General features: G+C 63.6%; 20 protein-coding genes. 5 read left to right on the forward strand and 15 right to left on the reverse strand.

Annotation, left to right across the window (positions count from 1 at the left end):
• Positions 1-4: 4 nt before the first annotated feature.
• The 3 genes from IGX34_RS00905 to IGX34_RS00915 all read right to left on the reverse strand — a co-directional run bounded on the left by IGX34_RS00905 (position 5) and on the right by IGX34_RS00915 (position 3,238).
• Positions 5-1,168, reverse strand: a complete 1,164-nt coding sequence (locus IGX34_RS00905; protein ID WP_192553782.1) for an ABC transporter permease — start codon at positions 1,166-1,168, stop codon at positions 5-7.
• An 83-nt stretch (positions 1,169-1,251) separates the two neighbouring features.
• The gene (locus tag IGX34_RS00910) at positions 1,252-1,938 is read right to left on the reverse strand and encodes an ABC transporter ATP-binding protein (RefSeq protein ID WP_192553783.1); all 687 of its coding nucleotides are present in this window, start codon (positions 1,936-1,938) and stop codon (positions 1,252-1,254) included.
• Between the two features lie 61 nt (positions 1,939-1,999).
• Positions 2,000-3,238, reverse strand: coding sequence for an efflux RND transporter periplasmic adaptor subunit (locus IGX34_RS00915; protein ID WP_192553784.1), 1,239 nt, complete (start codon positions 3,236-3,238; stop codon positions 2,000-2,002).
• Between the two features lie 227 nt (positions 3,239-3,465).
• On the opposite strand from IGX34_RS00915, the gene IGX34_RS00920 reads away from it, so the two are divergent.
• The 4 genes from IGX34_RS00920 (at position 3,466) to IGX34_RS00935 (ending at position 6,922) form a co-directional block, all read left to right on the forward strand.
• Entirely contained in the window at positions 3,466-4,002 is a 537-nt protein-coding gene (locus tag IGX34_RS00920; protein WP_192553785.1) for a hypothetical protein, read from the forward strand.
• Between the two features lie 32 nt (positions 4,003-4,034).
• The gene (locus IGX34_RS00925; RefSeq protein WP_192553786.1) at positions 4,035-4,721 is read left to right on the forward strand and encodes a fumarylacetoacetate hydrolase family protein; all 687 of its coding nucleotides are present in this window, start codon (positions 4,035-4,037) and stop codon (positions 4,719-4,721) included.
• 126 nt (positions 4,722-4,847) lie between these two features.
• Positions 4,848-5,249, forward strand: a complete 402-nt coding sequence (mscL, locus tag IGX34_RS00930) for a large-conductance mechanosensitive channel protein MscL (RefSeq protein WP_274380804.1) — start codon at positions 4,848-4,850, stop codon at positions 5,247-5,249.
• A 230-nt stretch (positions 5,250-5,479) separates the two neighbouring features.
• Positions 5,480-6,922: a M20/M25/M40 family metallo-hydrolase gene (locus tag IGX34_RS00935; protein WP_192553787.1), complete on the forward strand. Its 1,443-nt coding sequence runs from the start codon at positions 5,480-5,482 to the stop codon at positions 6,920-6,922.
• A gap of 67 nt (positions 6,923-6,989) precedes the next feature.
• On the opposite strand, the gene IGX34_RS00940 is transcribed toward IGX34_RS00935, so the two are convergent.
• Entirely contained in the window at positions 6,990-7,460 is a 471-nt protein-coding gene (locus tag IGX34_RS00940; protein WP_192553788.1) for a MarR family winged helix-turn-helix transcriptional regulator, read from the reverse strand.
• Positions 7,461-7,517: 57 nt separating this feature from the next.
• Between IGX34_RS00940 and IGX34_RS00945 the strand changes: the two genes are divergently transcribed.
• Positions 7,518-8,039: an O-acetyl-ADP-ribose deacetylase gene (locus tag IGX34_RS00945; RefSeq protein WP_192553789.1), complete on the forward strand. Its 522-nt coding sequence runs from the start codon at positions 7,518-7,520 to the stop codon at positions 8,037-8,039.
• Here IGX34_RS00945 and IGX34_RS00950 read toward each other — a convergent pair.
• From IGX34_RS00950 to IGX34_RS01000, 11 genes are all read right to left on the reverse strand, one after another.
• Complete coding sequence (locus tag IGX34_RS00950; RefSeq protein ID WP_192553790.1) at positions 8,026-9,756, reverse strand: BatD family protein; 1,731 nt, start codon at positions 9,754-9,756, stop codon at positions 8,026-8,028. The two genes, IGX34_RS00945 and IGX34_RS00950, sit on opposite strands and share 14 nt — an antisense overlap.
• Positions 9,753-11,738, reverse strand: a complete 1,986-nt coding sequence (locus tag IGX34_RS00955) for a tetratricopeptide repeat protein (RefSeq protein ID WP_192553791.1) — start codon at positions 11,736-11,738, stop codon at positions 9,753-9,755. Before IGX34_RS00955 ends, IGX34_RS00950 begins: the two co-directional genes overlap by 4 nt.
• Complete coding sequence (locus IGX34_RS00960) at positions 11,735-12,712, reverse strand: VWA domain-containing protein (protein ID WP_192553792.1); 978 nt, start codon at positions 12,710-12,712, stop codon at positions 11,735-11,737. The genes IGX34_RS00955 and IGX34_RS00960 overlap by 4 nt, the downstream gene beginning before the upstream one ends.
• A complete protein-coding gene (locus tag IGX34_RS00965; protein WP_192553793.1) occupies positions 12,705-13,208 on the reverse strand; it encodes a DUF4381 domain-containing protein in 504 nt (167 codons plus the stop codon). Before IGX34_RS00965 ends, IGX34_RS00960 begins: the two co-directional genes overlap by 8 nt.
• The gene (locus IGX34_RS00970; protein ID WP_192553794.1) at positions 13,205-14,122 is read right to left on the reverse strand and encodes a DUF58 domain-containing protein; all 918 of its coding nucleotides are present in this window, start codon (positions 14,120-14,122) and stop codon (positions 13,205-13,207) included. The genes IGX34_RS00965 and IGX34_RS00970 overlap by 4 nt, the downstream gene beginning before the upstream one ends.
• 11 nt (positions 14,123-14,133) lie before the next feature.
• Positions 14,134-15,129, reverse strand: coding sequence for an AAA family ATPase (locus IGX34_RS00975; RefSeq protein ID WP_192553795.1), 996 nt, complete (start codon positions 15,127-15,129; stop codon positions 14,134-14,136).
• Between the two features lie 132 nt (positions 15,130-15,261).
• Complete coding sequence (locus IGX34_RS00980) at positions 15,262-17,439, reverse strand: type IV pilus secretin PilQ (protein ID WP_192553796.1); 2,178 nt, start codon at positions 17,437-17,439, stop codon at positions 15,262-15,264.
• A gap of 55 nt (positions 17,440-17,494) precedes the next feature.
• Positions 17,495-18,034 (reverse strand): pilus assembly protein PilP, encoded by a 540-nt coding sequence (locus tag IGX34_RS00985; RefSeq protein WP_192553797.1) that lies wholly within the window; start codon positions 18,032-18,034, stop codon positions 17,495-17,497.
• Positions 18,031-18,702: a type IV pilus inner membrane component PilO gene (locus IGX34_RS00990; protein ID WP_192553798.1), complete on the reverse strand. Its 672-nt coding sequence runs from the start codon at positions 18,700-18,702 to the stop codon at positions 18,031-18,033. The genes IGX34_RS00985 and IGX34_RS00990 overlap by 4 nt, the downstream gene beginning before the upstream one ends.
• Entirely contained in the window at positions 18,702-19,415 is a 714-nt protein-coding gene (locus IGX34_RS00995) for a PilN domain-containing protein (RefSeq protein WP_192553799.1), read from the reverse strand. The genes IGX34_RS00990 and IGX34_RS00995 overlap by 1 nt, the downstream gene beginning before the upstream one ends.
• The gene (locus IGX34_RS01000) at positions 19,415-20,473 is read right to left on the reverse strand and encodes a type IV pilus assembly protein PilM (RefSeq protein ID WP_192553800.1); all 1,059 of its coding nucleotides are present in this window, start codon (positions 20,471-20,473) and stop codon (positions 19,415-19,417) included. The genes IGX34_RS00995 and IGX34_RS01000 overlap by 1 nt, the downstream gene beginning before the upstream one ends.
• Between the last annotated feature and the right edge of the window lie 413 nt (positions 20,474-20,886).

Here is a 20,886-nt window from a genome sequence, read left to right on the forward strand (position 1 = left end):
CTCCTCAGCGGCCGGCCAATGCATCGACGATGTTCAGGCGCATCGCGCGCCACGCCGGCACCATGCCGACCACCAGCCCGATCGCCAGCATCAGCCCGATGCCGAGCAGCCAGCTCGCCAAACCCACCGTCGGCAGGTTGAGCAGGCCGCCGCTGCCGGCGCTGACGCCGGGGATCAGCAAGGCGGCAAGCCCGATACCGATCAGGCCGCCGATCACGACCAGCAACAAGGATTCGGCCAGCACCATCGCCAGCACCGCGCGATTGGTGAAGCCGATAGTCTTGAGCACAGCCAGCTCGGAGGTGCGCTCGCGCACCGCCTGCATCATGGTGTTGCCGGTCAGCAGCAGCAGGGTGAAGAACACCGCGCCCATGATCGAGCCCACGATCAGGCCGATGTCGGCCAGCTGCTTCATCCACGATGCGGAGGCCGCCGCTTCCGTCTGCGTGCGTGTTTCGTGATCGGAGTTGGCGGAAAGTGCATCGATCGCCTTCGCCACCTTGTCGGCCTGGTTGGCGTCGTTCACGCTGACGACGTACCAGCCGACGGTGCCGCCGTTATACGGCGTGGCTTCGTCGAAGTATTTCCAATGCATCAGGATCACCTGGTCGTACCAGCCGGCGCTCTTGTCCTTGGCATGCATCACGCCGACGATGTCGAACTTCCAGTTCTTGCTGCCGTCGCGCTGCGGGAAGATGGTCGACTGCAGCGGAATCTGGTCGCCCACTTTCCAATGGTATTTATCCGCCAGCATCTGCCCGACGATGATGCCGGTCTGCGTGCTGTCGAAGGTCTTGCGCGTGGCCTCGCTTACTTCCACTTCGGGATATTGGTCGAGGTAGTTGTCGCTGACCGCAAAGCTGAAGATCTGATTGTGCGGATCCTGATAGGCGCCGCCGAACCAGTTCGCATACGCCACCGACTTCACCCCCGTCACGTGCTCGATCTGGCTACCCAGGCCCTGCGGCAAGGTCTGAATAAAAGAAAGCTTGGATCCGGTTTGCAGCCGGCGCGCACCGTTGGCGCTCTGCCCTGCCTGGTCGAACGAGGTGCGCACCGCATCGAGCATGCCGAACAACAGGAAGGCGGCAACGATCGAAATGATGGTGAGGATGGTGCGGGTCTTGCGCCGGAACAGCGCGGCCCAGATCAGATGAAAATATTTCATGGAAAATTCCTCTGCGACGTCCCTGCTCCTTGATGGAGCGCAGGTGCCCGAAGGGCGGATGGGCGAACATGGCTTGCCATGACTTATGCCAGCGCCTGTTCGACCAGGGTGCCCTTGTCCAGATGCAAGGTGTGATCCGCGTATTCGGCCGCCTTGGGATCGTGCGTCACCATCACGATGGTCTTGCCGTGCTCACGGTTGAGCTGGCGCAGCAGGCCGAGCACTTCTTCGGCTGACTGACGATCCAGATCGCCGGTCGGTTCGTCGCATACCAGCAGGCTCGGGTCGGACACGATCGCACGCGCAATCGCCACGCGCTGCTGCTGGCCGCCCGACAGCTCGGTGGGCTTGTGCGAGGCCCGCTCGGCCAGCCCCACCAACTGCAGCGCAATCGCCGCATTCTTGCGTCGCTGCGCCGAGGACAGCTTGGTCAGCAGCAGCGGCAGTTCGACATTCTTCTGCGCACTGAGCATCGGCATCAGATTGTAGAACTGGAATACAAAGCCCACGTTCGATGCACGCCAACGCGCCAGTGCACCGGCGCCGAGCTGATCGATGCGCTGGCCGGCCACGGTGATGCTGCCGCCGGTCGACGTATCCAGGCCGCCGACCAGATTCAGCAGCGTGGTCTTGCCCGAGCCGGACGGGCCCATCAGGGCAAGGAAATCGCCCTGATTGATATTGAGGTTGATGTGATGCAGCACCTCGACTTTCTGCTTGCCGCGTTCGTAGACCTTGGACAGATCACGGATCTCGATCAACGTACCCATAGCAACAACCTCCCGAGTGAGTCTTGGTCCGGCACATCGATGGCCGGCGAATCGATCATCATCAATGCGTTTGCACGCTCACGTCCGCGCCATCGCGCAAGTCGTCCGGCGGCGCGACGACCACGTCATCGCCTGCATTCACGGCGCTGGGAATCAGGCGCATATCGCCGTAATCCTGGGCCGAAGGCTGCACGGTCTGCCGATGCGCCTTGCCGTTCGCAACGATGAACACGCTATCGGCGCCATCGCGCTGCACGATCGCCTTGGCCGGCACCAGCACGCCCTTCGGCGCCGGTGCGTCGGCGCTGGGCTGCGCTTCCAGGAACGACACGCGCACGCCCATGTCGGGCACGATGCGCGCATCTTTATGCTCCAGCGCCACACGCACTTTTACCGTCGCCTTGCCGCGATCCGCCGCCGGCACGATGGCGATCACATGCGCGGGAATTTTCCAGTCCGGATAGGCGTCGAGCACGGCCTCGGCCGGCATCCGCGGCGTGACGCGGCCGATGTAGGCTTCGTTGACGTCAACGTCCACTTCCAGTGAATCCATATCCACGATGGTGCCGATGCCGGTACGCGTGAAACCGCCGCCGGCAGAGAACGGCGAAATGATTTCGCCCACCTGCGCATCCTTGGTGGTGATGACACCATCGAACGGCGCGCGCACGACGCAGTAATCGAAATTCACCCGCGCCTGCACGGCATTGGCATCTGCCGCCACGGCTTGCTTCTGCTGCGAGGCGAGCTGCGCACGCGTGCCGTCGGCCAAGGTGCGCGCCTGCTCGGCCGCCTGCTTGGAGACCAGCCCCTGCTTGGCCAGGATTTCATCGCGCACCGCATCGCGCAGGTTCTGCGCCAGCTGCGTCTGGTATTGCGCGACCAGGGCGTGCGCGGCGTTGGCCTGCGCAACCGCGGTATCCAGCGCGGCCTTGTAGGCGCTGTCGTCCAGACGCGCCAGCACCTGGTCTTTCTTGACCCGGTCGCCTTCCTCGATCAGCACATCGGTCAAGGTGCCGGTGATCTGGGCCGACACGGTGGCCTGGCGCCGTGCCGTGACATAGCCCGTCGCTTGCAGCACCGCACCGGCCGACGGATCGCTGCCCGCGGCAGCCGCCGTTGCCGTATGCACGGGAATCGCACGATGGCTGTACATCCACCAGCCGCCGGCGGCGATGGCCAGCAGCACCAGCACGATGGCCGCCACGATAACTACCCAACGTCCGGGACCACCACTGTTGTGATCCTCACGCTGATGGCGCTCGATGCGCAGTTCCTTCAAAAGATCGGCGTTACTCACCCTTAGAGCCCCATAGTCCCTGACGCTGCGCACGATAAAGGCTGCAAGACAGGGCCGCCATGTGCGCTCATCAGCCGCTGTCTCTGACAACTGTCATCTCATGCGACGCACGAAGTGGTCGCGAATCGACACGCAAAAGTGGTTATTGAAGCCGGTATGGAGAATCGTCAGCTTTGCCGCGTCGGTGGGCTTGCACACCGCAAGCCTTCATGACGACGGAGCCATCCATGCCCAAACTGCTGCTTGCCGCCTGCGCGCTGACGATCCTGCTATCGAGCACGCCCCAGCCGGGAAATGCAACACCTGTCACGGCACCTAATACCTGCAGCGATGCTGCGTACCGCCGATTCGATTTCTGGCTGGGCGACTGGGATACCTACCGCATCACCGGCGAAAAGGTCGCCACCAGCTCCGTCGCGCGCAACCGCATCACCAGCATTCTAGGTGGTTGCGCCCTGCATGAAGCGTATACGCGCAACGACGGCTACGCCGGTGAAAGCTTCACCAGCTATGACGCCAGCCGCAAACTGTGGCATCAGACCTGGGTCAGCAATCAGGGCGAACTGCTGGTGCTGGAAGGCACGCAACAAGGCGATCGCATCGTGCTCAGCGGCAGCGTCACCGATGCCCAGGGTGTGCAGTTGCAGCGGGTCAGTTGGGCGCCGTGGCAAGGCGGTGTGCGCGAAACCTGCATGGGCTCGCGCGATGGCGGCAAGACCTGGGCGATGCTGTTCGACATCCAGTTCCGCCACCATCGAACATGAGGGTTGCCTCGAATAGCTGCTAATCTGCGGCGATGCGCTATCTCATCGATCCCCCTGCTATCCCCAGCCTCCCGGTCATCGGCCGCGAGGAACGTTTCCCGGTGCGCCGCGTGTTCTGCGTCGGCCGCAATTACGCCGAGCATGCGCGCGAGATGGGCGCCACGGTGGAGAGCGGAGCGCCGATGTTCTTCTGCAAGCCGGCCGATGCCATCGTCGCCGACGGGGCCGACCTGCCTTATCCGCAAGCCACCTCGGACCTGCATCACGAAGTGGAAATGGTGGTGGCACTGAAGGCGGGCGGCCGCGACCTGGACGCCGCCCAGGCCGGCGCAGCGATCTTCGGCTACGGGGTGGGCCTGGACCTGACCCGCCGCGATCTGCAGGCGATCGCCAAAGCCAAGAGCCACCCCTGGGATGTGGCCAAGGCCTTCGATCACTCCGCTCCGGTATCCGCCTTGCGCATGGCTGAAGATGCCGGCATCGGCCCGGATACCGAACTGCGCCTGGAAGTGAATGGCGCACTGCGCCAGCACGGCCGCCTCGGCGACATGATCCATGGCGTGGCCGACATTATCCGTGCCCTGTCCACGCTGTTCGAACTCAAGCCCGGCGACCTGATCTTTACCGGCACGCCGGCTGGGGTGGCCGCACTGCAGCGAGGCGACCGCTTCCACGCCGAACTGCAGCATGTGGCGACGCTGGATGGCACGGTGATCTGAAGCTGCTGGCAGCGCCGTGAAACAAGCGTCAAGCCGATATTGCACCTACCCGCCGTTTTTAAAATCGCCACCCGCGATGGGTTAAAGTCGTCCCCGCTATCCGTCACACAACCTCGGGAGACGACAATGGGCATGCTGAAGGAATTCAAGGAATTCGCCGTCCGCGGCAACGTGGTCGACATGGCGGTCGGTATCGTCATCGGTGCGGCATTCGGCAAGATCGTCACGTCGCTGGTCAGCGACATCATCATGCCGCCGATCGGCTGGGTAACCGGCGGTATCGACTTCTCGGCGATGAAGTGGGTGATCCGTCCGGCCGACGATAGCAACCCGGCGCACAAGATTCCCGAAGTGGCGATCGGCTACGGCAGCTTCATCAACAGCATCATCGCCTTCGTGATCCTGGCCTTCGCCATCTTCATCCTGGTCAAAATCATCAACAGGCTCTACACCAAGGCCGCCGCTGCCACACCACCGGAAGTCGTGCTGCTGACGGAAATCCGCGACCTGCTCAAGAGCAAACCATAATCGGCAAGCTCCCGCCGCCCGGCCGGCAGAAGCATGACTTCCGGCCTAAGCGCGCTCCGCCATGCGTTCCATAATGGGCGCTCGCAGGGGGCTTTGATCGAATCCCAAGCAGTGGCCATCTACCCGTGCAGCGAGCACGGGCAAGGTGGTCATTGCACGATGCGGTGCCGCGCCGGATCGTTGCGCATCACGCCGCCTGCGACCACGATCGATTCACCACGGGAGCCCCCATGCAACGCCCTGCCCTCACCTTGCTCACCGCCAGCCTGCTGCTGGCCCATGGACTTGCCTGCGCTGCGGATGCGCCCACCACCATTCCCGCCGCCGCGGTGCAGACCGCCGAGCAGCTGCGCGACAAGGCGCTGCAAGACCCCACCGCCTACCAAGTGGTGGCATCGTTGACCACCGAAATCGGTCCGCGCCTGGCCGGCGGCGTGAATGATCCACGTGCCCGCGCCTGGGCTATCGCCAAGTTCAAGGCGCTGGGCTTCGACAAGGTCTATACCGAGCCGGTGACCTATCCGCTGTGGGTGCGCCGCAGCGAACATGGCGCCATCGTCGCGCCCTTCCCGCAGCCGCTCACGCTCACTGCGCTGGGCTATTCGCCGGGCACGCCCAAGGGCGGCCTGACCGCCGAAGTGGTGCAGTTTCCCAGCCTGGAAGCGCTTAAGGCAGCCGACCCTGCCACGGTCAAGGGCAAGATCGTCTATATCGGCTACCGCATGCATCGCACCAAGGACGGCCGCGACTACGGCATCGGCTCCGGCATCCGCGAAGAAGGGCCGCCGACCGCAGCCGCCAAGGGGGCGGCCGGCTTCCTGCTGCGCTCGGCCGGCACCGATCCGAACAGCCGCACGCCGCACACCGGCGTCACCGACTTCCGTGATCCGGCCAAATCCATTCCCGCTGCCGCTCTGTCCAACCCGGACGCCGACCAGCTCGAACGCGTGCTTGCCTACGGCAAGCCGGTCACGTTCAAGTTGGACCTGGATTGCGGCGTCGAGGGCCAGTACACCGGCTACAACGTGATCGGCGACATCACCGGCCGCAAATATCCCGACCAAGTGGTGGTGATCGGCGGCCATCTGGATTCCTGGGATCCGGGCACCGGCGCGATCGATGACGGCGCCGGCGTGGCCATCGCCCTGGGCGCGGCCAAGGTCATCCACGACTTGCCGCAGCGGCCGGATCGCACCGTGCGCGTGATCGCCTTCGCCAACGAGGAAATGGGCCTGTGGGGCGGTCGCGCCTATGCTGACAAGCACGCGGCCGATGTAGGCAAGTTCCAGCTTGGTTCGGAGTCGGATCTCGGCGCCGCCCCGGTGTGGCAGATGACCGCCAGCGTGAAGCCGCAGGCGCGCGGCGCGATCGAGCAGATCGCCAAGGTGCTGCAGCCGATCGGCGTAGCCTACGATCCCAAGCGTCCCGGCGGTGGCGGCTCGGACCTGTCGCAGATGCATCACAAGGGCATGGCGGCACTGTCGCTGGACCAGGACGCCACCTACTACTTCGACTGGCACCACACCGCCAACGACACGCTGGACAAGATCGATCCCAAGCAGCTTAACCAGAACGTGGCGGTGTATGCCGTGTTCACCTACATGGCGGCGCAGGCGGATGGTGATTTCGGCTCGGCGCCAGGGGCATTTGCCGGCGATGGCGCGGAAGACTAAGGCCGTTGTCTGATTCAACAAAAAGGCGGCCCATGGCCGCCTTTTTGTTGCTTGCCGCATCCGCCGTTCAGTCCTGCCTGACCGCTTCCGGCTGCGGCTCGCTGGCATCGAGCGCCTGCAGGTTTTCCTTGATCCGGGTCATAACCTCCATCGCCTGCGACAGCTCCTCGTAACTGACCCCCATCGTGCATTCCCGACGCAATTGGCGGGCAATGCGCTCCATATCGTCGATCACCCCACTGGCCTGGGCGGTGGTGTACAGGCGCCAGGCGCGGCGGTCCTTGGGATCGGGGCGCCGCTCGACAAAGCCCGCAGCCTGCAGGCGATCGATCACACGCCCTACCGCAATCGGTTCCATTTCCAGAAATTCCGCCAGTTCCGTCTGCCGCAGCCCTTCGCGGTGATAGAGCATCTTGGTGGCGCGCCACTGGGCGCGGGTCAGGCCGAATTTCACGGCACGACGGTCGAAGTGCTTGCGGAACAGCAGCGTGACGTCGTTAAGCAGATAACCGAAGGAAATGTCTTCCGTCTTGGGCATGGTGTGTTGCACTCTGGGTGTCACGGGGCCAAGCATAAGCCCAAACAGCCTTCACAGATGTCCATTACTGTCGTCACTGCCGACCTCACCCGACTGGCCCTGGACGCCATCGTGAACGCCGCCAACCCTGCGCTGTTGGGCGGTGGCGGGGTGGATGGGGCGATCCATCGCGCCGCCGGCCCGGCACTCCTGGCGGCATGCCGGGCGATCCCTGAAATAGGCCATGGCGTGCGCTGTCCCACCGGCGAAGCCCGCATCACGCCGGGCTTCCAGTTGCCTGCGCGCTTCGTCATCCACACCGTGGGACCGATCTGGCATGGCGGCGGTGATGGCGAAGCCCGATTGCTGGCCAGCTGCTATCGCAACTGCATCGCGCTGGCGGTCGAACATGATCTGCGCAGCATCGGCTTTCCGGCGATCAGCTGCGGCGTGTATGGCTATCCGCCGACGCAGGCCGCACCGGTGGCGATTGCCGCACTACGCAGCGCGCTCGCTGCCGATAGCGCGCTGGACGTGCAGCTTTGCTGTTTCGACGAGCGCATGGCGGCGATCTGGCGGCAGGCACTCAATCAAGCTTGAACGGATACAACGGTGGCAACGGCGAATCGTTGCCCGCAGGAGTATCGCTGCGCCAGGCGAATCCGTGCGCGAATACCGCAGCCAGATCCGTCGCATCCTCGCCGCTTGCACTTGCATATTGCAGTCGCTGCAATCGATCGATGGCGGCGCGCTGTGCGTCCGATGCCAATGCGGCCGACACCTGTCCGAGATTTTGCAGCCCAGGCCGCTCGCTGCGCGCCCATGCCAGCAGGCGCCGCGCCTGCGTGCTGCGATCCTTGCCGCGCGCCGCTTCCATAAAAGCGTGCCGCGATGAGCGGACGGATTCGCTGCCACCCACACCGGATGGCGACACCGGCGATACGGAGGCGCGTCGACGCGACCACCAGAACACCACCGCACTAAGCAGCCACAAACCGAGACTGCCGATCGCCAGCCAGCGCCACGGCACTGCCGATGATGCCGTCGCGCTTGCATTGAGCGGCGCAGCTGCACTGCCTGCTGCAGCCGGCGCAGCCACCGCGCTTGCATTCTGTGCGGCGGAAGCCGAGGCCGCCGGCGCGCCACCCGCCGCAGCTGCCACGGTCAGCGTATGCGCCGGGATGGTGGCAACCTGCTTCTGGCCCGTCTGTACGTTGAACCAGGTCAGGCTGATCGCCGGAATGGTCAGCGTGCCGGCGTGCTGCGGAAAGATGGCGAAGCTGCGCTGGCGAAAACCGGTAAGCCACTGCCCGTCATCGTGCGTGGTGTTGGTGGATTGATCCGGATACACCGTCGCGCCATCGATATTCGGCAGGCTGAGATCCGGCAATACATCGCCGGTCAGGCCAAGCGCCTCGATACTCATGCGCAGATTGACCGGCTGCCCGACCTGCGCCTGATCGTTGCCGGGCAGCCCGTCGAGCTTGAGCGCGAGCGAACGTGCGGGCAGCCACGCGGTGGAACCCCAGTCGGCGGGTGCCGCCTGTACGTTCACATTGGCGGCCGGGGAATCGGCGGTGACCGGCGTGGTATTTCCAAACAAGCCGCCCTGGCCGAAGAAACTGCCCGGGTCATTCGGATTGCCGGTCTCGACCGCTTCGCCCTGAAATTCGATGGCAGGTATGGTCAATGCGCCGGCACGCTGCGGAATCAACGCGTAGCGGCGCTCGATAACGTGATAGCGGCGCGTGCCGCGCATCGTTTCGTAATCGGTGTCGCCGCCCAGACGGCGCACCTCCACCCCATCGGGATGGGGATCGGGCAAGGTGCCGCTATTGAGGTTGACGTCGAAGAACAGCCGTACCACGTAAGAGAACTGCTGCCCGACATAGACGTGATCCGGATTGACGCTGGTCTCGACGAATACATCCTTTTGCGTGCTCGCGCTGGCGCTGGTATCCGGTGCACCAACATGCAGGATCAACGGCGAAGTCTGACCACCTGCCACCGACAGCGACGGAATCTGCAGATCGCCGACATGCTTTGGCCGCAAGGCAATGCCGATCACCAGTTGCATGCTCTGGCGGCCATTGACCACACTCAGCGAGCTGTTGGTCGAGCTGCCCAGGACGTCGAAATCATTTTCCAGCACGCTCAGGTCGGGAGTATTCGCATTCATGCTGCCGTCGATGCGCAGGTTGAGCGTGACGGTATCGCCCAGATGCACATCGTTGCGGTCGAGCGACGCTTGCACGCTGGCCGCCAACGCACTTAGCGGCAGCAGCAGGCAAAGCAACAGCAGCCAGCGGTAACTCATGGTTGATCTCCCACATCCGGCTGCGCGCCCATGCGCTCGCGGTATTCCAGCTCAAACTTGCGTCGCAACAGCGCACCCGGATCGTCCGGCACGCGCTGCAGGTCGCGGCGCGCGTCGTTGGGCAGCTTGGACAAGGGATCGTCGCTATCGACGACGCCCAGCTCGTGCGTTTTCGCCGCCTTGGCCTTTTGCTGTTGCTCGCCGGCCAGCGCCTGATTCATCTGCTGCTGCAATCCCTGTTGCGCCTTCTGCGCCTGCGCGCGCTCGCTGGACGAGGTCGGTGCCGGGTTCTGCTTCGCTGCGTCCTGCGCTGCATGGCCCTGCTTGTCTGCTGGCGCGTTGGCGTTTTGCGGCTGGCCGTTGGCTTGCGCATCGCTTTGCTTGCCGGGCTGCTGCGCTGCCTGCTGCTGGGCATTGTTGCCCTGGCCCTGCTGGTCCTGACTGCCCTGCTTCGGTGCGTCCTGCTGACCGTTGCTTTGCTGGCCGCCGGCGTGACTGCCTTGCTGGTCCTGACCTTGCTGGCCAGAGGATTGTCCACCGTTGCCGCCCTGCTGATCCTGCTTGCTTTGCCCATTGCCGGATTGCGGCTGTTGTTGCGACTGCCCGTTCTGCGACTGCTGCTTGCGCATCGCCTCTTCCACCGCCTTGCGATTGGCGCGTGCATCATCATTGTGCGGATCGAGCTTCAAGGCCTGGTCATAGGCTTTGATCGCATCCGGATAGCGCCCCAGTTTGGCCAACGCATTGCCGAGGTTGTATTGCGCATCAGGCCCCTTGGCTCGCTCCAGCGTCTGCGCTGCCGCTGCGTAGTCCTTGGCGCGGTATGCGGCGGCGCCACGCCATGCCGGATCCTGCGCCAGCTGCTGTGCCTTGGCCGCCTGCCCTTGCCGCAGCGCGCTCACCGCCTGCTGATCGGGGCGCTGCCACCAATCCTGCCAACCGGTTGCGTGCGCGGTGCCCGGCAGCACGGGCAGCAGGAGCAACGGCAGCATCAACACCCAGCCGCGTCGGAATCCCACCGCCACCACCAGCAGCAGCGGCAACAACAGCCAGGGGCCGCGATCCTGCCATGCGTCGGCACTGGGGCCGCCGATCGGTTCGGCATGCTCGGCGGGGTGCAGTTGCGCATTGAGCGACGCGATATCGCCACCACCTTCCGCCATCGGCACGTATACACCGCCACCGGCCTGGGCGAGCGCACGCAAATGGTCATCGTGACGACGCGCCACCACGATATTGCCTTGGTCATCGCGCACGAAACTGCCATCGGCCTGCGGCACCGGCGCACCTTGCTCGCTACCGATGCCCAATACGGAAACATGTATGCCCGAAGCCAGGGCCTTGCGCGCCGCGGCCTGTGCATCGGCGTCGGCATCATCAGTCATCAATACCAGCGAACCACCTGCAACCTTGGCATGCTGGATCAACTGCACGCCCTGCTCGATCGCCTGGGCGGCATTGTCACCGTCGATCGGCATGGTATCGGGTGCCATCGCATCGAGCAGGTCGTCCAGGCTATGCGCATCGCTGGTCAGCGGCGCCACCACGAAGGATTGGCCGGCATAGCCGATCAATGCATTCAAGCCGTCCTTGTTTGCCTGCAGCAGATCACGAGCCTTGTAGCGCGCCCGCTCCATGCGGCTGGGCTGCACATCGCGCGCATGCATGCGTTGTGACAGCGATATCGCCACGACTTGCGCCGGACGATCCGCATAGGTCGGCTCTGCTACGCGGCTCCAGGTGGGACCGGACAGCGCCAGCACACCCAGCACCCAGGCCAGCGCAAACAAACCGGACGGCCAACGCGCATGCTGCTCGCGACCGCTGAGCACGTGCGGCAGCAATTCCGCATCCGCAACCCGGCTCAGTTCGCGCCGCGCGCCATCGCTGCGAGACCCAAACCAAAGCACGAAGGGCAAGGCCAGCAGACCATACAGCCACCACGGCTGCAGGAAATGAAACTGCTGCAGCGCTTCGCTCATGCTGCCGCCCGCCGCAGGCGCGGCCACAGCATGCCAAGCAGTAGGCACAAGGCCGCCGCCAGCAACGGCAAGCGGAACAACTCATGCCGCAGACGCAGGCTTGGAGCATGCTGCGGCATCGGCTCCAGAGCATCGATAGCGCGATAGGCATCGGCCAGCTGATTGCCGTCGGTGGCGCGATAGAACTGGCCGCCAGTTTCATGCGCGATATAGGTCAGCATGTCCACGTCGAGATCGGCGGATGGATTGACCACGCTATCCCCGAACAACCCTGGCACGGTCATACGCGTGGCGCCGATGCCGATGGTGTAAATACGCACACCGGCTGCCTTGGCGGCTTTCGCCGCGTCCTGTGGCGAAATGCTGCCGGAGTTGTTCACGCCGTCGGTCAGCAGGATCAATACGCGCGCCTGCTCCGGCAACGCTGCCAGGCGTTTGACCGCCACGGCGATCGCATCGCCGATCGCGGTCTCAGTGCCGGGCAGCCCGACCGCTGCACTCTGCAGTTGTGCGCGCACCGCATCCAGGTCATAGGTAATCGGCGTGACCAGATACGCATGCGTGGCGAACAGCACCAACCCCATTTCGTCGCCTTTGCGGCGCGAAATGAAGTCACTGGCAATGGCTTCCACGGCGCCGAAGCGGCTCAGTTGCTGACCGCCCAGCTGCATATCCGGGGTCTGCATGCTCATGGAAAGATCAACCGCCAGCATCATCGCGCGACCGCTATGCTGCTGTGCCTGTGGCGGACCGAGCACCTGCGGTCTGGCCGCGGCCAGCAACAGGCACAGCCAACCCAGGGCGAGCAACCAGGAGCCAGCGTTGCCCGCAGCGATGCGATCGCCATCGCTCCACGCCAGCGACGCATGCGGCAAGCGCAAGGCCTGCCCCGGCGACGCCGGCTTCAGCGCCCGCCACACCAGCCACGGTAGCGGCACCAGCACGAATACCCATGGCCATGCGAACTCAGGCACGCTCCACCTCCACGGCCTGGCGCTGCTTCAAGGCACTGTCCAGCCAACGGTGTGCCGCAGCTTGCACGCGCACACGGTCGAAATCGGCATGCGGGCGATACATGCGAGCGTCGAGCGTCATCAACGCGTCCAGCGTGGCGGCATCCACCGGAATGTAGGCCAACACTTGTTTCCAACGCTCGCCCTGCGCCGAATGCGCGTCGACGGCATAGCGCCGGGCGGCACGACGCAGCAACTGGTGCAAGGCAGCCGCATATGCGGCGTCATCCTGGGGATGGCGTGCTGCGGCCAACTCGATTTCAGCAACGATCCGCTGACGCACGATGCGCTTGTTACGCGTATTCCGATACAGCCAGTACGCCGCCAAGGCAATAACGCAAACAGCACCAGACACCAACCACCAACCGGGCGCCGGCGGCCACCACGACGGTGCGGGCGGCAGATGGATATCGCGCAGCACCAGGCCGTCCTGCGACTGCGGAAACCTTCCGCTCATCGCCGCCCTCCGTTGTCGCGCAGCAAGGCCGATATCGATTCCAGCGGATCAGCCGCGGTATCGATCATGCGCACCGGAATACCCAGCGACTGCGCCATCGCCGTCAACCGCTGCTGCCCGGCACCGAGGCTTTGCTGGAACGATTCGCGCTGACGGGTCGATTGCAAGACGAGCGTGCGGCGCTGGTGATCATGTTCGATCGGATAGTGGCCTGCAGGGATAGGCGCCAATTCCAGCGCATCGGCGACGACCAGCAGGCGCACGGCCGTGTGCCGCATCATCTCCAGCAGGCGGTTGCGCGCGGCCTCGTCGCTACTCTGTCCATCGCTGATCAACAGCACGCGATTGGCCCCGTGCTGCAGCTTGTTGATGTGCTGCAAGGCCTGCGAGAGCGGCTCGCGCTGATCGACCGCTGCGGCATCACCCTTTGCAATCGCACCGCATACATCAAGCGCACCATGCAGGCCTGCGCGCGGACGCTGTACCTGCGCATAGCCACCGAACTGCATCAAGCCGACCCGCTCGCCAGCACGCACCGCATACCAGGCCGCCAGTGCGGCAGCGCGTGCCGCCTGTACCGACTTGAAGCGCACGCGCGTGCCAAAGCGCATGCTCGCATGCTGGTCGAGCACGATCAGCAACTGTCCCTCGCGCTCTTCCTGAAACAGCTTGGTGTGCAGACGGCCGCTGCGTGCGGTCAGTCGCCAGTCCAGGCGGCGCACGTCGTCGCCCGGCTGATAGGCGCGCGATTCGGCGTAATCCATGCCGCGACCGTAAAGACGGCTCGACTGGATGCCGACGCGCGTCGCACGGCTATCGTGCGGCGGCAGGCGCAGGCGCGCCACGCGGCTGCGCAAGGCCACCAGTTCGCTCAGCGAAACGCGCACACGACCGTCGCCGTCCGCCTGATTCATCGCCGGGACATTCACGGCAGCGGCACGAGATCCAGCAGGCGATGAATCACTTTCTCGCTGCGAATACCCTCAGCCTCGGCCTCGTAGCTCAGCAGCACGCGGTGACGCAGCACTTCGTAGACCACCGCGTGAACATCTTCCGGCAGTGCAAATTCGCGACCGCTTAGCCATGCCTGCGCCCGCGCGCAGCGATCGAGTGCGATGGTGGCGCGCGGACTGGCGCCCCAGGCAATCCAACGCTTCAATTCCGGACCGTAGTGGCCGGCATCACGCGTTGCCAGCACCAGTTGCGCCAGATACTGCTCCAGCGCCGGCGCCATATGCACGGCGAGTACGGCTTCGCGCGCGGCAAAAACATCCTGCTGCGTCACCATCGCGACAGCCTGCTCCGGCTTATGCCCGGATTTGCCGGCCTGTTCGCGCGCAAGACGCAGAATGGCCAGTTCTGCCGCAGCATCCGGATAACCGATCTTCACATGCATGACGAAGCGGTCGAGCTGGGCTTCGGGCAAGGTGAACGTGCCCTCCTGCTCGATCGGATTCTGCGTCGCCATCACCATGAACAGCTCCGGCAGCTGCCAGGTGCTGCGCCCGACGGTGATCTGCCGCTCCGCCATCGCTTCCAGCAACGCTGATTGCACCTTGGCCGGTGCGCGATTGATTTCGTCGGCAAGCACGATGTTGTGGAACAGGGGGCCACGCTCGAATTCGAAGCTGCCCGATTGGGGCCGGAAAATATCCGTGCCGGTAAGGTCGGCCGGCAGCAGGTCCGGCGTGAATTGCACGCGATGGAAATCGGCTTCGATTCGTCCGGCCAGCGCCTTCACCGCCGTGGTTTTCGCCAGGCCAGGGGCACCTTCGACCAGCAGATGGCCATCCGCCAGCAAGGCAATCAGCAGGCAGTCGATCAGCCGCGGCTGTCCGATGATGTGCTGCTGCAGATCATCGCGGAGACGGAAAAAGGCTTGCTGCAGGCGCCCGGGAGCGGGGACTTGGGGCATATCCATCGAAAATCCTGTACTGCTTGGTGTCGGCTCAGACCGCGACGAAGGGGGAAAGTTTGGCGGCAAATCCTCTTTTAACGCAAAGGGGCGGCCCCGAGGCCGCCCCTTTGACTTGCTGCATCTGCGCCGAGGCGCTTATTGCAAGCTGTCGCTCAGAATGCGCGGCGTGACGAAGATCAGCAGCTCATCCCGATCATTCACGTGCTGGGTACTACGGAACAGGAAGCCAAGCCCCGGAATATCGCCCAGGCCGGGTACCTTGTTGATCGTGTCGGACTTGGTCACCTCGTAGATGCCGCCGAGCACCACCGTCTGACCATCGTCGACCAGCACCGAGGTGTTGAGCGAGCGCGTGTCGATCACCGGCACCTGGCCGCTGCCGGTCACGGTGATGTAGTGGTCGAGCGAGTCCTTGTTCACGTTGATCGCCAGGTAGACGCGATTGTCGGCCGTGATGGTCGGCGTCACCTTCAGCTCAAGCACCGCGTCCTTGAATGCCACGGTAGCCGTGCCGCTGGCACCAGCTCCGCCGGCGGTGTTCTGGAAGGTCACGTAGCCGATTTCCTGACCCTGGCGAATATCCGCTTCCTGCTGGTTGGCGGTGATCACGCGTGGGCTGGACACCACTTCACTGCGGCCTTCGGCCTGCGCGGCGGAGAGTTCCAGATCCAGTGCGTAGTTCTTGCCGAGAATGGCCGCTGCCAGCGTGGAAGCCGTACCAGTAGTGGGTGCGGCCGGCAGATTCACGTTCAGCCCCCCCGTGGTTAGACCGCCACCGAGCGTACTCGTCGTGGTGTTGTTGCCTTGCGTGCCGCCTACGGCGGAGCCAACTTGCAGGACCTGCCCGCTGGGATTGGTGCGATTGCCCGTCACGCCCCACTGCACGCCCAAGTCGCGCTCGAAATCGTCGGTAGCAATCACGATGCGCGATTCGATCAGCACCTGCTGCACCGGACGGTCGAGCTGGGAAATGATGCCGCGCAGCTCAGCTGTCTTTTCCGCCGTGTCGTTGATCAGCAGAGTATTGGTGCGCTGGTCGAAGGTTACGCTGCCACGGGGTGACAGGAAGCCGCGATGCGCCTGTGCTTCGCCGGAGCCGACACCGCCGCCACCGTTGATGCCCGTCATGCTGCCGGTGGTGAGCAGTTTCGCGATGTCAGCTGCCTTGCCATAGCTGATCGGCACATAGGTGGTAACCAGCGGAGCGGTATCTTCGGCCTTGAAGCGCGCATCGGCGATGTTCTGCTCATAATCGGCCAGTTCCTTCTGCGGCGCGATCCAGATCACATTGCCGTCGCGGCGCTTGTCCAGGTTCTTGGCACGCAGGATCACGTCCAGCGCCTGATCCCAGGGCACATTGACCAAGCGCAGGGTGACGCTGCCCCCGACCGTATCGGAAGCCACCAAGTTCAGGCCCGAAACATCGGCCAGCAACTGCAGGGCCGAGCGCACCGGAATATCCTGGAAGTTGAAGGTGACGCGGCTGCCCGTATAGACCGGCTGCGCGAACGAACCCGGATTGGTGTCCTTCGAGCTCGCCTTCTTCGGTGTCACTTCGATGACGTACTGACTGGCCGTCTGGTAGGACGAGGTATCCACGTCGCCGCTGAATGCGATATCCAGATGCGCGCCGTTCGGCGTGGAGCGCGGCGAGATCGACTGCACCGGCGTGGCAAAGTCGAGCACGTTCAGGCGCTGGGCCTGTGCGGCCGGCAGCTGCACGTTGTCGATGTCCACGCCGATGTTGTTGCCCTGGCGGTGCATGTTGGCATTGGCGCCGGAGCCGTTGAAATTGACCAGCACGCGGCCGGAACCGTTGCTGCCGCGCTGGAAGTCGATATTGAGGATGGCCGGACCGCTCATCGCCGAAGGCAGCGCCTTGGACGGATCGATGGTCGCCGCCGTCGTCACCGGCTGCGTCTGCGTGCCGTTGTTGACATCCAGCACCAGGCTGTTGCCTTCCACGTGCGACTTGTAGGCCGAGGCCTGCATCAACTCGACCACTACGCGCGTACGGCCACCCGCGGAGACGGCGGAAACGCCGGTCGTGGTGCCTATGCCGATGTCCTGGTGGCGTGCCGCATCATTAGTGGTGTCCGGAAAATCGATCGCGATGCGCGGCGGATTGTCGGTGGTGAAGATATTCGGGTGCGGCACCTGGCTGCTGTCGAAGCTCATGCGCACTTCGACGCGGCCACCGGGCAGGTTCTTGTAGGTGATGTTCTGCAGTGTGCTAGTGGCAGCGGCGGCATTGGCCCACGCGGCTGCACCCAGCACCATCATCGTCATCAGGCAACGGCTGGCCAGGTGCATGGCACGGCTCCGGACTGGTTTGATTGGATTAGTCATTGCATCAGCCCCTGTATTCCTATTTCGCGTCCGCGACTAGCGCGATGCTGGCCGGACGTTCCATCCAGCCGCCATTGCCGTTGGAAACCAATTCGACCAAATCGACCCGATCGCTGCTGATGGCAGTGATGTGGCCATAGTTCTGGCCCATGTATTCGTTCTTCTGCACGCGATGAATCACACCGCCCGGATCCTTGATCAGGGCCTGTATGTTGGCGCCCATGCCAATCGTGCCGACCATCCTCAAGCTATCCAGCGAGTAGGCTTCGAGCGGTTGCCTGGCTCGTCCTTCGTCCGGACGGGGGCCGTTGTTCTGATTGAGCTCGTCCGGACTCGGACTGAACGGATCGCGCTTGTCCTGATCCGTGTAGGTGAAGGTTTCGAACGTCTTGATTACCGGCAGCGGCGGAATCGGGGCACCGCGCTTGGCTTTTTCCTGAGCCACCCAGTCACGCAGATCCGACATGCCGCGGGTGCAACCGGCGAGCATCAATGCGGTACCGGCGAGCAGGAACAGCTTCGCGACGAGAGCGGGTTTGATGGCAGGCATGTTTCTCATTTCCGGCCCCCCGCCTTCTTGCCCTTGGCCTTGCCAGCGGTATCGCCAGTCTCGGAGTCATCCAGGTAACGGTAGGTCTTTACCGTGCCCTGCAATACCAGCAGCTGATTCGGGCCCGGCTCCACACCCTTTCCAGTCGGGGCATAAGGCGTCAGCGAGACATCGTGCATGGTGAGGATCACCACGCGCGGCAGGGACGCCACACCGCTGATGAAAGCACCGAACTGGTGGTAGGTGCCGATCATCTTCAGCTGGATCGGCTTCTCCGCGTAGAAGTCCTTCGGCACTTCGGTGCCCGGCTGGAACAGTTCCTGCTGCAGGCCGGCCGACAACGCGGTCTGCGATACATCGACCAGCAGCTCAGGCATTTCCGTCTTGCTGGGCAGCTGGCGCAGCAACTGGCGCAGCATGTCCTTCATCTCGTCGAGCTGCTGCTGCAGTGCTTCGAGATTGACCGACTTGGCCTGCTTCTCGGAAAACTCCTGCTTGAGCTTTTCTTCCTTCCCGACAAGGCCCTGCAGGGAGTCCTGCTGATCGCTGATGACCACATACCAGCCAACCAGCACAATCACTGCGAACAACAGCACCGTGAAGAAGGTTTTGACCGACTTGGGCCAAGCACCAATGTTGTTACGGTCAAGGCTGCGCAAATCTTCGAGGAGTTTCATTATTTGGCTCCTCCCTTGACTGGCGCAGGCCCGGCTGATGCCGGCGCCTGGGCAGTGGCCGGGGGCGTCGTGGCCGGCTTCACCGGTGCCGCGACAGGCAGTGCAGCCGGCACGCTGGCGCTACTGCTGGATGCAGCAGGGACGCCGGACGTCTGGCCGGTACCGTCATCCTTGGGCTTCTGCAGGGATACCGTCAGGCCAAAACTGTAGGGCATCCGCGAAGCGTCGTGGCTGTTCTCGGTCTTGCTGAGATCGGTCTGGCCCATCCAGGGCGAGACCTCGATGTTGCGCATGTAATCGGCGACGCTGGCATTGGACTGCGACACGCCATCGAGCACCATCTGGTCGCCGGCCTGCTTGATCGATGTCAGGCGCACGCTGCCCGGAATCGTCTTAACCAGTTCGTCGAACAAGTGCACCATCTGCGAACGGTTGGCCTGCAGCTGTTCGATGATTTGCTTGCGCGCCAACAACTGAGAACGCACTTTTTCCAGATCGTTGATCTTGGTCAGGCGCGCGTCGACCTGCTTGATCTGATCCTGCAGGTAGGCATTGCGCTCGTTTTGGTTGTCGACGCGCATGCCCATCCAGAAGCCCCACAGCATCAGCACGCCGATCGCGGCCACGGCGGCCGCACCGAGCTGCATGAAAAATTCGCGCTGTCGCTGCTTGCGGCGCTCGGCGCGCCAGGGAAGTAGGTTGATGCGTGCCATCAGTCGAAACTCCTCATGGCGAGTCCGACCGCGATCATCAGCGCCGGCGCATCCTGGGTCAGCGACTGTGCCTGCACTCGATTGGAGAGCGACATGCGCGCCAGCGGATTGGCCACGATGCAGGGCAGGCCGAGCTGCTCTTCCAGCATGGCGCTGATGCCGTCGATCGACGCACAGCCGCCGGCCAGTACTACCTGGTCGACCTTGCTGTATTCGCTACCCGCGTAGAAGAACTGCAGCAGGCGGCTGATCTGCTGTACCAGCGATTCCTTGAACGGCTGCAGCGCCTCGGTCTCATACGACTCCGGCAGGCCACCCTTGCGCTTGGCACGTCCGGCTTCCTCATAGGAAAGGCCGTAGCGGCGCATGATTTCGTCGGTGAGCTGCTTGCCGCCGAAGACCTGTTCGCGCGAATAGATCGTGCGCTGGTTCTTCAGCACCGACAGCGTGGTCATGGTGGCGCCGATGTCGATCACCGCCACCAGCGCGTCACGGCCGACATTCAACTGGTCGGCGATCAGCGTGAAGGCGTTTTCCATCGCAAAGGCTTCAACGTCCATGACCTGCGCGGTGAGCCCGCCCAGATCCAGCGCGGCAACACGCATATCGACGTTTTCCGTGCGCGACGCAGCCAGCAGCACATTGTTCATTTCGGGATTGTCGCGAACCGGACCCAGCACCTCGAAATCGAGACTGACTTCCTCGATCGGATACGGGATGTATTGGTTGGCTTCAACCTGGATCTGTCCTTCCAGGTCGTCGTCCGACAATTCCGCCGCCATCGGCACGATGCGCGTGATGACGGCAGATCCGGCAACTGCCGCAGCAGCATGCTTGATCTTGGCGCCCGAGCGAGCCAGTGCACGGCGCACGGCCTCGCCAACGGCTTCGACCTCGACGATGTTCTTCTCGACGACGGCGTTAGGGGGCAGCGGCTCGATCGCGTAGTGCTCCACGCGATAGCGGCCTCCGGTCTGGCTGAGCTGCAGCAACTTGACGGCCGTCGAACTGATGTCGACACCAACAAGCGGCGGCTTCTTGGGTGTAAAGAGCCCCACGATGATTCCCCCTTGACCCCTGGCGCTTCCGCCAGTAACTGGCAGGATTGCCGGGCCATTAGATCCAAAAATTAACGCAATAGCAACGGCCTACGCGATCTTCTTCGAGACTTTTGGCGTGATGGCCTGCACATTTGGACCAACCCGCCGGATACCGCGATTAAGGTTTTGCTAATCCGTTGCTGATGCTGCACATACTGCAACATCTATACTCTGGCCTGTTTTGACTCAGGTCTCGATTGGGATGATCTGACTGATACGTTGCAGGCGAGTGGCATGATGTGTAGGAGATTTCAGCACATGGATGACAGCTGTTTGCCATACCGTATGCCATCCCATGCACGTTCTTGAACACCCCGCCCCTTAAAAATCAATATGTTGGGATTGCTCCCTCGCCTACCTTCCGGCCCCTC

Source organism: Dyella acidiphila (genome assembly GCF_014863405.1).
GTDB lineage: Bacteria > Pseudomonadota > Gammaproteobacteria > Xanthomonadales > Rhodanobacteraceae > Dyella_B > Dyella_B acidiphila.